The sequence below is a fragment of the Maridesulfovibrio spiralis (SeqCode) genome (genome assembly GCF_048571135.1).
GTDB lineage: Bacteria > Desulfobacterota > Desulfovibrionia > Desulfovibrionales > Desulfovibrionaceae > Maridesulfovibrio > Maridesulfovibrio spiralis.
The window spans coordinates 2539046-2551788 of record NZ_CP182344.1; the positions used below are offsets into that span (position 1 = coordinate 2539046).

Sequence of the window (12743 nt, forward strand, 5' to 3'; positions counted from 1 at the left end):
TTTCTAAGAAATATATTGTTTTGAACGGAATATCCAGAGTTTCACGCTAGTGAAAAACAATATCATTCTTATAAAATGCATGAGAATGAGAAAATAACTTATCATTATTTGCCATCACAAATATGTTTGTCCAAATGACTCTAATTAGGTTTGTTTTAGCACAAAGAGTGAGTGGTTACTTTTGGTCGATAACGACAGAGCAAAGAGACGGAGTTCTGCAGGCAAACTGGTGGCGGAATAGACAAAAAGAAAAGGCGGAACTGCAAAAGCAGTCCCGCCTGAATGGTCTTGCGAAAGTATTCGCAGTACTTCTTAACGTTTGGAGTACTGGAATTTTGCGCGTGCACCGGGCTGACCGTATTTTTTACGCTCTTTCTTACGAGCATCACGAGTCAGGAGGCCTGCACGTTTGAGGATAGAACGCAGTTCGGGATCTATCTCGATAAGTGCGCGGGAGATACCGTGTCTAACAGCCTGAGCCTGACCTGCAACTCCACCGCCGTCAGCGTTGACTTTGATGTCGAACTTGCCGAGGTTTTTTGTCAGTTTCAGGGGCTGCTGAACAATCATCTGCAGAGTTTTACGAGGAAAGTAATCTTCGTAAGGTTTACCGTTAACGGTGATTGCACCGGTTCCCTCATAAAGGCGGGTACGGGCAACAGCGTTTTTTCTTCTGCCAGTAGCGTAATTGAAATCTTTACTCATTTTATTGCTCCACCCTTAATTAGAATTCCAGTACTTTGGGCTGCTGTGCGGTATGCGGATGATCAGTGCCAGCGTATACTTTAAGCTTCTTGATCATCTGTTTGCCAAGACGGTTCTTGGGCAGCATGCCGCGGACTGCGGTTTCGATGACTACTTCAGGCTTCTTCTCAAGCATAACCTTGAGAGTTCTTTCTTTCAGACCACCGGGGTGGTTGGTGTGCTTGTAGTAAGTCTTCTGGTCCATCTTGTTACCGGTAACCCTGATTTTGTCAGCGTTAAGCACGACTACGAAATCGCCGGTGTCAACGTGAGGGGTGAACATTGCTTTGTCCTTACCTCTCAGTTTGTTGGCGATCTGGGTTGCCAGGCGTCCAAGTACCATATCTTCAGCATCAACTACGAACCACTCGCGGCTGATGTCTTCGTCTTTAGGAATATATGTCTTCATTAGAAAAGCTCCTTACATGAAATCTGGGAAGGGGATGTATACAAGCATTGAGTGTTGGATGTCAAGCTTATTTGATCCCTTTTTTACAGATTATGAATCTGCAACCAGTTTCTTGAGGGTTGCGAATGCTTGTTCAATTCCAGCGGGGTTGGTTCCACCGGCCTGCGCCATATCGGGCCTGCCGCCACCACCACCGCCTACCTCAGCTGCAACGGGTTTGATTAATGCGCCGGCCTTGAATCTATCGTGCAAGTCCTTGGTCACGGCGATAATCAGGGAAACTTTACCGTCATCAACCTGAGCGGCGAGGCAGAAGATACCGGAATCCATCTTGGATTTCAGTGCATCAGCCTGATCGCGCAGGGCTTTGACATTGGTAACTTCGAGTTTGGCTGCGAGTACTTTTACTCCGCCAATCTCTTCTACGGAACTCATGAGATCCGCGCCTGCACCGGAAGCCAATTTTGACTGAAGCTTGTCATTGGCCCGGGTCAGTTCTTTCACCTGAGACTGCAGGGCCGCAATACGGTCGGCCAGCTGTCCGGGTGCTGCTTTGAGCATGGCGGAAGATTTTGCAACTTCCTCGCGCTGCTCCTGCAGAAATTTAAGAGAATTCCATCCGGTTGCGGCTTCGATGCGGCGGATACCCGCAGCTATGCCGGATTCGGACTGAATTACAAAGGTCCCGGCTTCACCGGTAGCTTTGAGGTGGGTACCACCGCAAAGTTCCATGGATTCGCCCGGAATTTCAACAACTCTGACTACATCACCGTATTTTTCGCCGAACAATGCGGTAGCACCTTTTTCAGCCGCTTCGTCATTGCTCATTTCCTGTACGACAACGGGAGTGTCGCCCAGTATAGCACGGTTTACCTCATTTTCAACCTGTCCGATTTCTTCGGGAGTCATGGCTGCAATGTGGGTGAAGTCAAAACGCAGTCTGTCAGGTCCCACCAGTGACCCGGATTGCTTAACGTGGTCGCCCAGAACATTTTTAAGAGCTGCATGCAGAAGATGAGTAACTGTGTGGTTACGTTCTGTTGCGGTTCTTGTTTCCGGTGCAACCTCAAGCTTGGCTTCCTGATCAATGAGCAGTTCGCCTTCGCTTACGAAAATTTTAGATGCGGTAAGGTTCGCAGAAGCTTTTACTGTTTCCAGTACTTCGGCGTTACCGGTCATGGTTCCCACTGCCCCGGTATCACCCATCTGGCCGCCGGATTCGCCGTAGAAAGGAGTTGCAGCAGTGATCAGCCAGCCGCCGGTGCCCTGAGTGATGCGCTCAAGATGTTCGCCTTCTTCTGAGAGCAGGTTAACGATGCGTGATTCTGTGGTCAGCTCGGAGTAGCCGGTGAAGCTGTTTCTGAGACCTGCTTCCAGAACCTGACGGAAGATAGCACTGGAGTTCTTTTCTCCGGAACCTTTCCATGCAGCTTTAGCACGGTCCTTCTGTTCTTTCATCGCTGCATTGAAACCTGCTTCATCAACTTTAAAACCCTGCTTTTCTGCAACATCGTTAATGATGTCCAGCGGGAAGCCGAAGGTATCGTAGAGTCTGAAAGCGGTTTCGCCGGAGATGAGGTTTTTGCCGTCACTCTTCAGAGCTTCCATTTCATCTTCAAGGATGATCAGGCCTTTGTCGAGAGTCTGGCTGAACCGTTCTTCCTCTTCCTTGACCATGCGGGCCATAAAGTCCTTGTTGCTCAGCAGTTCAGGGAACTGGCCGCTCATCTGCTCAACAACCATAGCGGTTGATTCGTGCAGGAAAGGATCGGTCAGGCCGAGCAGTCGGCCGAAACGGAACGCACGGCGGATCAGGCGGCGCAGTACGTAACCGCGGCCTTCGTTGGAAGGCAGGATCTGGTCGGTGATCAGGAAAGCGATGGAGCGGGAGTGGTCCGCGATAACCTGCAGAGCAGTATCGATTTCGCTGTCTTCTTTGTACTTAACGCCGGCTTTTTTGGCTACAGCCTGAATCATAGGCTGGAAAATATCGGTCTCGAAATTGGACTGTACGCCCTGACAGACCGCAGTGATGCGCTCTAGGCCCATTCCGGTATCAATGGAGGGGCGGGGCAGGGGAGTACGGTTTCCATCCTCGTCCTGATCATACTGCATGAAAACGAGGTTCCATATTTCGAGGTAGCGGTCACAGTCACATTTGCCGATGCCGCAGTTGGGGCCACAGCTCATGTTCTCGCCCTGGTCGATATGCACTTCGGTGCAGGGACCGCAGGGTCCGGTGTCACCCATGGACCAGAAATTGTCTTTTTCTCCGAGGCGGTAAATGCGCTCAGCGGGGAAGTTTACAACCTTCTGCCACAGTTCATCGGCTTCGTCGTCATCGGTGTAGATGGTGACGTAAAGTTTGTCTTTGGGCAGCCCCAATTCTCCAGTGAGGAATTCCCAGCAAAATTTGATGGCGTCTTCTTTAAAGTAGTCGCCGAAGGAGAAGTTTCCGAGCATTTCGAAAAAGGTGTGGTGGCGTGCGGTGCGGCCGACGTTTTCAAGATCGTTGTGCTTGCCGCCAACGCGCAGACACTTCTGGGAAGTGGTCGCTCGTATGTAATCCCTTTTTTCCTGACCGATGAATGTGTTCTTAAACTGAACCATGCCTGCGTTGGTAAAAAGCAGGGTCGGGTCATCCTTAGGGATAAGGGATGAGCTGTCTACGATTGTGTGACCGTTCTTTTCGAAATACTTAAGGAATTTTTCTCTGATTTCACTGGCCTTCATGGGCTGTCTCCGTAATAGCTATCACCCGCAGGGAGTTATTTCCTTGCAGTTTTATTTTTAGGACCCCGCGGCAGCAGGGCCCATTAAAATTTAAGCTGGGCCAACAGGCTTTACTCTGCCGGGGCCTGTTCGTCAACCTGTTCGTTCGGGTCTTCTTTTATTCCCAGATGGATGAGCAGTTTGTCTTCAATCTGCTGACGCAGTTCCGGGGTTTCTCCGAGGAATTGACGTACATTCTCTTTCCCCTGTCCCAGACGCTCGGACCCGAATGCATACCATGCACCGGATTTATCTACGATACCGTGATCAACACCAAGATCAAGAAGTTCGCCTTCACGGGACATACCTGTTCCATAAAGGATATCGACCAGTGCTTCACGGAAGGGCGGCGCAACTTTGTTCTTAATGACTTTGATTCTGGTACGGGAACCGAAGACTTCATCCTTATCTTTCAGAGTCTGGATTCTACGAATATCCAGACGTACGGAAGAGTAGAACTTGAGTGCGTTACCACCGGAAGTTGTTTCCGGGCTGCCGTATCCGGTCATTCCGATCTTCATACGGATCTGGTTGATGAAGAGGACTACGGCCTTGGATTTATGGATGGTCCCGGTTAGTTTTCTGAGTGCGTGGGACATTAGTCGAGCCTGTCCGCCAACCTGTGTTTCACCCATGTTGCCTTCGAGTTCGGCCTGGGGAATAAGTGCTGCAACGGAGTCGATAATTACAATATCAACCGCTCCGGAGCGGACCAGCAGGTCGGTGATTTCGAGGGCTTGTTCACCGTAGTCAGGCTGGGAAATGAGCAGTTCGTCAGTGTTAACGCCGAGTCTTTTGGCGTATTTCACGTCAAGTGCGTGTTCCGCATCAACGAATGCGGCGGTCCCGCCCAGTTTCTGGCATTCTGCGATGACATGCAGGGCGAGTGTTGTTTTACCGGAAGATTCCGGGCCGTATACTTCTGTGATCCTGCCCTTGGGGATACCTCCGATGCCCAGAGCCATATCGAGGCTGATGGACCCGGTGGGGATCACCGGAATATTGTGGGCGGCATCAGAATCAAGGCGCATGATGGAACCCTTGCCGAACTTGCGTTCAATAGTGGTCAGGGCAGTACTTAAAGCCGCCTTGCGGAGTTCTTCGGGGTTTGCGTTTTTCTTGCTCATTTTATCTCCATATAAAGTTGGACGTTCAACGTTTCCAGTTCTTGTTTATCGTCACATGCACAAGGGGTACGGGGGCGGTTGTTCGTCCTCTTGCCTGTTTATGCCGAATTTTCGACACAAAGGGCAAGTGCTTCCCATATCAAATACTGATCAAGATAGCAATTAATTCGGGGGTACGGATTTTGTTGCGGTTTCCAAAAAATGAAGGTACTGCCGCCCCATGAACAAACAATATGACGCTTTGGCCCTGTTTTCCGGGGGGCTCGACAGTATACTGGCCTGCAAAGTGATTCAGGATCAGGGACTGAAAGTTCTTGGTTTGCACTTTGTCACTCCTTTTTTCGGTAATCCCGAGAAGATAGAGCATTGGCAGGAAGTCTATGGAGTGGAAATTCTGCCCGTGGACATCAGCGAAAAATATATTCAGATGATGATTGACGTGCCTGACCACGGCATGGGCAAGCTGGTCAATCCTTGTGTTGACTGTAAGATTATGATGATCAGCCATGCTAAGACTCTGATGGAAAAATATGGTGCGAAATTTATTATTTCAGGCGAAGTCACTGGGCAGAGACCCATGTCCCAGCGTCCGCCTGTGCTGAATGCGATTCGCAACTGCTCTGAAACCGGAGATATTCTGCTGCGTCCGCTCTGTGCGCAGTCCCAGCCTGAAACAGCTGTGGAAAAATCCGGTCTTGTGGACCGGGAGAAATTACCCAATATTTTCGGGCGCGGTCGTAAAATGCAGCTCCAGATGGCTAAGGACTACGGATTCTCAGAAGTCCCAACCCCTGCTGGCGGGTGCAAGCTCACCGAGCAGGAAAACGCAGCCCGCTATTTTCCGCTCCTGCAGCGACTCGACATAGCAGATGTGAATTCCTTTCAGCTGGCAACAACTGGACGTCAGTTCTGGTGTGCCGATAAAATGTTCGTAGTCGGCCGTAACCAGAACGATAACGAGCGCATTGAAGATCTTTACGAAGCTGATGATTATCTTTTTGAAGTGCGCGGCTTCCCCGGCCCTTTGAGTATCGGGCGTGCCTTCAAAGACGATGAGTGGAGTCAGCAGGATGTGCTCGAAGCCGCTGCCATGACCGCTTCATTTTCGCCCAAGGCTGTAAAGTCCGGTGAAGAAGTTCATGTGGCCGTAATCGGTCCTGAAGGTGAAATGATCGTAAAAGTTATGCCCAACCGCGAAACTTCTTTCGTTCGTCCCACTTTGGATGGATTGAAAGAATGGAAAAAAGAACGCGGCGAAGGGAAAGAAAGTTAAGAATGCCTCCCGGCGAGCGCTTTCAGCGGGGCCAGCGCTGCTCTCTATATCCGTAAGACTCGAGCAAGAAGCTCTCGTCTAACGGCTAAAGGTAAGAATCTTTTTTTGGGAAAAAAGTTATCTGGACTCTCCAAAAAAACTTTTTATTAGGGCTTCGCCGTTATATTTATGAAGGGTAGCTATTTTCGGAAATGCTTTTTTATTTAATAATGACCTGTTATTCTCGCGTTTAAGTTGTGCTGCTTTTGTTGGGATTCTCTGGCAGCGAAGCTTAGTAAGAGTTTTTGGGATTTTTAAACCCTCTTTGCAAAAAGGGTTTAAGGCCCCCGGCAGGGTCGCCGAAGGCATAATCTGTCAATAAAAAAGCGCGACAGCGCATCAAATCAAGGGTTCTAAATGCTTTCAAATATATTTTTCTTTCTAGTCAGTATCTTTCTGTTGTGGTTCGGTGCGGATTGGATTGTTGAGTCTGCTTCGAAGATTGCCCGCAAATACAAGGTTTCCGACCTTGTTATCGGCCTGACCATTGTTGCTTTCGGTACATCCGCACCGGAATTCCTGGTTACAGCCACTGCGGCATTCAAGGGTTTGTCAGACATCTCTCTGTCTAATGTAGTCGGCTCGAACATTTTCAACCTTGGTTTCATTCTGGGGCTGATGGCCCTGATCAAGCCTTTGCCGACCAACAGATCACTGGCCATGCGTGATGCACCGCTGCTGCTGGCTACCACTGCCCTGATTTTGGGATTGGCATATTTTGATATGCTGGACCGGTCCGCCGGAATTATGCTGCTGGCCATTCTGGGTGGTTATATCGCCTATCTGTTGGTACACAGCAAGCGGGCTGCTAGTGCCATGGCCGGGATTGTGCCTGAAGTTGAAGATGACGACGGCACAGAGCTTAACGCCAAAGACTGGATCAAGTTGCTGGCGGGATTCGTGGGCATCGCGCTTGGTGGTGAGTTTATGGTTGATTCAGCTTCCGAAATCGCCCGTCATTTCGGTGTCTCCAATTGGGTGATCGGCATGACCATCGTTGCCGCCGGGACCTCTCTCCCAGAGCTGGTTACCTGCCTTGCGGCTTCTATGAAGGGGCGTAATGAAATGTTGCTCGGTAACCTGATCGGTAGTGACTTCTTCAACTTCGCCGGCGTGCTCGGCCTGACCTGCCTGATGCGTCCGCTTGAAGTCTCTCCGGCTGCGCTGCCCGGCCTGACTGTTCTGGTCGGAATGGTCGCACTGGTGCTCTTGTTTATCCGCACAGGCTGGAAGGTTTCCCGTCTTGAGGGGGCTATTCTGGTCTGCCTTAGTCTGGGCCGCTGGTGGTTCGATTTTACGAGCTAGGATTTACATTTGATAATGGTTTTCAGGAGCCTCCCGTACTTTTGGTGCGGGAGGCTTTTGTATTTTTTTAGGCTACGATGAGACCGTTTTCAGGGAGTAAGTTGCGTAGTACAAAATGACGGTGATAAGAGGCAGCCTGATAGAATTGATAAATGGGCATCTCTCTTGCGTCAATTGAGTCTGAATTACCATCCATATCAGCTTTTTGTGTTAGCCATTTAGGTCCAAGGTACTCTGGTAAAATTTCGCCGGAGCCTAGAATGTTTTCTTCGTTAACGGCTTCAATCCATTTTTGGGTGCGTTCTTTTTCTGAACCTTCGTATTTCAGAATTGCATCAATGTTTTCACGTATTGTTGAAAAGTCGATAGCTGTGCGATCAGTTACTCCTGACTTTAATTTTGCGTACTGGCAGAACATTTCGTGCAGCTTTTCGCATGCTTCTAAAAATGTTTCAGAGTTGTTTCGCCATCCGCTGGCTTGTTCTGATTCTTCATAAATAAATCGCCATCTTAAGAAGGGGCGGTCTGGGAAGGTACAGGCTGCACCGTGCCCTAAAGCCCCGGAAAAAGTTTCGGCAAACCATGAAATAATATTTTCCATGATTCCAGATTCTTCTGCGTATTTTGCTTTGAACTCTGCTTGCCTTTTTTCTATATAGTCTATGGTTTTTCTTGCGTGTCTGTCTTTATCGAACTCAATGCTGTCATTTTCAATTTTGTTCCAGCGTGAACTTATGCCGCTGAACCCATAGTGAGAGAATGTGTCTGCATAAACGTGAGCGGCAATACCCATAAGTTCATCACCGAATTCTTCTTCAAATTTGGTTAAGTGGTTGTTTTTCATTGCAATAGCTATGCTGCTGTTTTTACGGCATATAAGGCGTTCCGTAAGACCTGTTCCTTCGTTTCCGGGCAAGAAATGAAATGGGACCCAGACAAGGCGTTGGTCTTCTTTATCGATATTTTTAATGTGAATGGCGTGGTGCGCTGTTGGACGAGAGTGCAGTGCGCCGCCATCCTTGAACTCTACAGATTTTTTGGCCGCATTATCGTCGACGAATTGAGATGCGCTGGCGATGACTTGTGCTCTGTCTTGAGTTATGCCGTGCCGCACGGGCCATTACATAGGTTCCATAATAATGCATGTCTTTTTGCAAAATATAACCTCCTTCACTTGCGTTATTTAAAGAATTTATACTTCGTTTACGCTTTAAAATACAATGATGCAATATAGGAGGTGGAATTTATGTTGCTGTAAGTCTAATTCTGCATATTGAAAGTTCAGGCGGGCACTGCCTAATCCCTCGCATTTTCTCCTTATCTGTCGTATAAGGGTGCTGAATTGCAGAATTACGTTCGATAAGGAGTTACTCATGTCGCAGAGTTCAAGCGGTGCTTTCAGCCATCCCAAGCCATTTTATCTACTATTCTCCGTGGAGATGTGGGAACGGTTCGGTTATTACGGAATGCAGGCTCTTCTGGTTTTGTTCATGGTCAAGAAACTGGGGTTTTCCGACAATCTGGCGGACCAGACCTTTAGTGCCTTCGCGGCCCTTGTTTATGCTTTTATCTGTGCCGGTGGTTACATCGGGGATAAAATTCTGGGTAACCGCAGGACCATGTTTCTGGGAGCTATTGTGCTGGCTGCCGGGTATGCGCTGCTGGGTTTTGACTGCGAGAGATTCCTTTATCCGGCACTGGGGATCATCATTGCCGGGAACGGATTATTTAAAGCCAACCCCTCCGCGCTTGTCTCCAAGCTTTATGAGAAGGGTGATTCGCGGGTGGACGGAGCTTTTACGCTCTACTACATGGCAATCAACATCGGTTCTTTTGCAGCCATGTCGCTCTGCCCGATAATCCAGAAGCATTACGGTTGGAATGCCGGATTTTTTACCTGTTTTATCGGCATGCTCATCGCTATCGGTAACTTTATCGTTTTTCGTTCCATACTTGATCCTATCGGTTCCGAGGCTGATTTTGAGCCGCTGAATTTTAAAAAACTGCTGCTGACCCTGCTAGGAACAGCCGGTATTGCCGGGACTTCGGCTCTGCTGCTGACCCATCTGACCGTGGCTCATGTCATACTGTATTTCGCCTTGGTCGTGGTGGCGGTGCTTTACGTGCGTGAAATTATACGCGCTGAGCAGCATGAGAAAGCGAATCTGGTGATTTGTCTGATCCTGATGGCTGAGGCGATTGTCTTTTTTGCCCTTTACCAGCAGATGCCCACTTCACTGAACCTTTTCGCCGCCCGCAATGTGGACCCGCACATCTTCGGTATCCCGGTGGAAGCTGCTTCCTTTCAGGCTTTGAATCCATTTTGGGTCATGGTGATCAGTCCCGTGCTGGCCGTTGTCTATGCCCGGTTGGATAAAGCGGGCAAGGATCTTTCCCTGCCCGGTAAATTCGCGCTGGGTATGATGATGTGCTGCGCGGCCTTCTTGACACTTGCTTTTGTGGCCAAGTATCAGGCAGATGCAAACGGCTATGTTTCCGGTAACTGGCTGGTTTTGAGTTACGGTTTCCAGAGTCTCGGTGAACTGCTGGTCAGTGGATTGGGGCTGGCAATGGTTGCACGGCTGACCCCGGAACGCTCCATGGGTTTCATGATGGGGGCGTGGTTCATGTTCCAGTCCGTGGCCATGGTGCTTGGCGGGGAAATCGCCACTCTTGCCAGTGTGCCGGAACACGGAGTTACAGCCTTGCAATCTCTCGATATCTACGATGACCTGTTCTTCAAGATTGGGACTGCGACCGGAGCTATCGGGTTGGTCATGGCTGCATTTGTCCCGGTGTTGAAAAAGTATATCCGGGATTAGTAATTACTGGTGTCCGGGTTGTTTCGCCCCGCTTAAAATCGACCTAAAGTGCTTGCCTGTTGGGCTTAAGCTGTTTATTTATACTTTTGAAGTATATAAAAAATGCGGATAAAAATGTCCGCTCCTAAAAAGATTCCAAGGAGACTAATTATGAGTAGATTCGGTGCAGCCGGTTCCGTAAGCGCGAGACCGGAAGTCCTTAATGCTTTTATGCGCGGCATTTACAGCTGGATGAGCGCGGGCCTTCTGGCCACAGCTGCGGTAGCATGGGTAACCCTTTCCACCCCTGCGGTGATGAACCTTGTGCTGGCCCAGAATCCCGAGACCGGAGTAATCAGCCCGACCATGCTTTTCTGGGCTGCGCTTATCGGTGAAATCGGTCTGGTCTTCTACCTGAGCATGCGTATTTCCAAACTGTCATCCGGTGCTGCTACCGGGCTGTTTATGGCTTACAGCGCGTTGAACGGTTTGACCATATCCACTATTCTGGTGGCTTACACCGCAGCGTCCATTTTCCAAACTTTCCTCGTTACCGCAGGAATGTTCGGAGCCATGTCCCTGTACGGTCTGACCACCCGTAAGGACCTGACAGGAATGGGTTCTTTCATGATGATGGGACTATTCGGTATCATCATCGCCTCAGTGGTGAATTTCTTTATGCAGAGTTCCGCGATGGAATTCGCTATTTCCGTTCTCGGCGTATTCATTTTTGCAGGTCTGACTGCTTATGATTCCCAGAAGCTGAAGGATATGGGCGAGTACATTCCCGCTGATGATGCGACCGCAGTAAGACGCGGCACCATCCTCGGCGCGCTGACCCTGTATCTCGACTTCATCAACATGTTCATCTTCCTGCTCCGCCTTATGGGTAACCGCGAGTAATTAAGATAAGTTGTACATTTACAGGCACGCTCAAACCCCGTAGGGTTTGAGCGTGTTTTTTTTGTGCCGGAGCCATTCATATGCTAAATCTTAATCAGTTACAGAAAATTTTAAGCCCTGTTCTTGCTCCTATTTCAAAGGGATATGGAGCGGTCATGTCGCGGCGTGCGCAGAAGTATTCCAGCGGTGAATATGAGCGGTTCCGGCCTGAGTGCCCGTGTATTTCCGTGGGCAATATCGGGTCCGGGGGCAGCGGGAAGACTCCTCTGGCGGACTGGCTGCTTAAGTGGGCGGAGCGTGCAGGTTTGGTGACTGTGCTGTTGACCCGTGGATACGGGGCAAAGCCGGGGAAATTGCCGTATCTGGTTAACCGCTTAAGCCCGGTTGCCGAAGCCGGGGACGAACCGCTTATGCTGGCGGGAGGCAATCCCAAGGCCAAGGTTGTTGTTGATCCGGTGCGCAAGCGTTCCGGGGCATGGGCCACACAGCAGTTTCAGCCCGGGCTTATGCTTCTTGATGACGGTTTCCAGCATATGGCTGTGGAACGTGATCTGGATTTTGTATTGCTCACTCCTGATGATTTTACAGACGGGTGGGATAAGGTTATTCCACGTGGCACATGGCGTGAGAGTTCGCAGGGACTGCAACGGGCGGATGTTTTTTTTGTGAAGAGCGCGCCGGAAGCTTTCAGGCAGATGCACGGGCTGGTAAAACAGAAACTGGCCCAGTTCGGCAGACCTGTTTTTCAATTTGAGCTTAAAGCCGAAGGGCTTGAGCTGCTTGGTGGCGGTGAGCGGTGCGGATTCGGCAATGATAAATATCTGCTCTTTGCCGGAATCGGCAAGCCGGATATTTTGCTTGAGGATGCGAGTGGATACATGGGCCGCGCACCGGAAGAATTTATGATTTTCAAGGATCACCATGCCTACACAGCGCAGGACGTGGAGTTGATCCGCAGGAAGGCAGCTGCTGCAGGGGCAAAGAGTATAATCTGCACCCCCAAGGACGCAGTGAAATTGAGCAAACTCAGTTGTGAAGATTTTTATGTAATAGATTTGGAAGTGGAATTTACAGAAGCCATATTTTTTGATCAGAATGAAGAAGCCCCCTTCGATAAGTGGTGGAATAAACAAAGATTAATAGACGCATTTAAGAGATAGAAAGCGCAATTATTTGAGAAGAACATAGCGAAGCTTATTAAAAGTTTTTGGGATTCTTGCTCCAGCCCTTAGGCGAGCGGTATTTCCGCGAGTCTTAGGGATGGCGACAGCGGAACAAACCCTTTTGCAAAAGGGTTTAAGCCGCCGGAGGCGAAATCCAATAATCAAAAGCGCGATAGCGCATCAAATAGCGTCGCAGACCCGCCGGAG

10 protein-coding genes are annotated in these 12743 nt (G+C 49.5%); 5 read left to right on the forward strand and 5 right to left on the reverse strand.

Features of this window, described 5'->3' with window-relative positions:
• Positions 1–312: 312 nt before the first annotated feature.
• From rpsI to recA, 4 genes are all read right to left on the reverse strand, one after another.
• Positions 313–705, reverse strand: coding sequence for a 30S ribosomal protein S9 (rpsI, locus tag ACNI29_RS11440; RefSeq protein WP_419778505.1), 393 nt, complete (start codon positions 703–705; stop codon positions 313–315).
• 19 nt (positions 706–724) lie between these two features.
• Positions 725–1153 (reverse strand): 50S ribosomal protein L13, encoded by a 429-nt coding sequence (gene rplM, locus ACNI29_RS11445; protein WP_419778506.1) that lies wholly within the window; start codon positions 1151–1153, stop codon positions 725–727.
• A gap of 90 nt (positions 1154–1243) precedes the next feature.
• Positions 1244–3886 (reverse strand): alanine--tRNA ligase, encoded by a 2643-nt coding sequence (alaS, locus tag ACNI29_RS11450; RefSeq protein WP_419778507.1) that lies wholly within the window; start codon positions 3884–3886, stop codon positions 1244–1246.
• 110 nt (positions 3887–3996) lie between these two features.
• Entirely contained in the window at positions 3997–5052 is a 1056-nt protein-coding gene (gene recA / locus ACNI29_RS11455) for a recombinase RecA (RefSeq protein ID WP_419778508.1), read from the reverse strand.
• A gap of 220 nt (positions 5053–5272) precedes the next feature.
• Between recA and ACNI29_RS11460 the strand changes: the two genes are divergently transcribed.
• Together ACNI29_RS11460 and ACNI29_RS11465 are read left to right on the forward strand one after the other, a co-directional pair.
• Positions 5273–6325, forward strand: coding sequence for a tRNA(5-methylaminomethyl-2-thiouridylate) methyltransferase (locus ACNI29_RS11460; protein WP_419778509.1), 1053 nt, complete (start codon positions 5273–5275; stop codon positions 6323–6325).
• Between the two features lie 396 nt (positions 6326–6721).
• Positions 6722–7669: a calcium/sodium antiporter gene (locus ACNI29_RS11465; RefSeq protein ID WP_419778510.1), complete on the forward strand. Its 948-nt coding sequence runs from the start codon at positions 6722–6724 to the stop codon at positions 7667–7669.
• Between the two features lie 67 nt (positions 7670–7736).
• Here ACNI29_RS11465 and ACNI29_RS11470 read toward each other — a convergent pair whose 3' ends face one another.
• Positions 7737–8783, reverse strand: a complete 1047-nt coding sequence (locus ACNI29_RS11470; RefSeq protein WP_419778511.1) for a DUF6765 family protein — start codon at positions 8781–8783, stop codon at positions 7737–7739.
• A 259-nt stretch (positions 8784–9042) separates the two neighbouring features.
• Here ACNI29_RS11470 and ACNI29_RS11475 point away from each other — a divergent pair, with 259 nt between their 5' ends.
• From ACNI29_RS11475 to lpxK, 3 genes are all read left to right on the forward strand, one after another.
• Positions 9043–10491: an oligopeptide:H+ symporter gene (locus tag ACNI29_RS11475; protein WP_419778512.1), complete on the forward strand. Its 1449-nt coding sequence runs from the start codon at positions 9043–9045 to the stop codon at positions 10489–10491.
• 150 nt (positions 10492–10641) lie between these two features.
• The gene (locus ACNI29_RS11480) at positions 10642–11373 is read left to right on the forward strand and encodes a Bax inhibitor-1/YccA family protein (RefSeq protein WP_419778513.1); all 732 of its coding nucleotides are present in this window, start codon (positions 10642–10644) and stop codon (positions 11371–11373) included.
• A gap of 80 nt (positions 11374–11453) precedes the next feature.
• Positions 11454–12533 (forward strand): tetraacyldisaccharide 4'-kinase, encoded by a 1080-nt coding sequence (gene lpxK / locus ACNI29_RS11485; RefSeq protein WP_419778514.1) that lies wholly within the window; start codon positions 11454–11456, stop codon positions 12531–12533.
• Positions 12534–12743 lie beyond the last annotated feature (210 nt).

Coding starts and splice junctions, on each gene's coding strand:
- rpsI (WP_419778505.1), bottom strand. CDS start 705: ATGAGTAAAGATTTCAATTACGCTACTGGCAGAAGAAAAAACGCTGTT.
- rplM (WP_419778506.1), bottom strand. CDS start 1,153: ATGAAGACATATATTCCTAAAGACGAAGACATCAGCCGCGAGTGGTTC.
- alaS (WP_419778507.1), bottom strand. CDS start 3,886: ATGAAGGCCAGTGAAATCAGAGAAAAATTCCTTAAGTATTTCGAAAAG.
- recA (WP_419778508.1), bottom strand. CDS start 5,052: ATGAGCAAGAAAAACGCAAACCCCGAAGAACTCCGCAAGGCGGCTTTA.
- ACNI29_RS11460 (WP_419778509.1), top strand. CDS start 5,273: ATGAACAAACAATATGACGCTTTGGCCCTGTTTTCCGGGGGGCTCGAC.
- ACNI29_RS11465 (WP_419778510.1), top strand. CDS start 6,722: ATGCTTTCAAATATATTTTTCTTTCTAGTCAGTATCTTTCTGTTGTGG.
- ACNI29_RS11475 (WP_419778512.1), top strand. CDS start 9,043: ATGTCGCAGAGTTCAAGCGGTGCTTTCAGCCATCCCAAGCCATTTTAT.
- ACNI29_RS11480 (WP_419778513.1), top strand. CDS start 10,642: ATGAGTAGATTCGGTGCAGCCGGTTCCGTAAGCGCGAGACCGGAAGTC.
- lpxK (WP_419778514.1), top strand. CDS start 11,454: ATGCTAAATCTTAATCAGTTACAGAAAATTTTAAGCCCTGTTCTTGCT.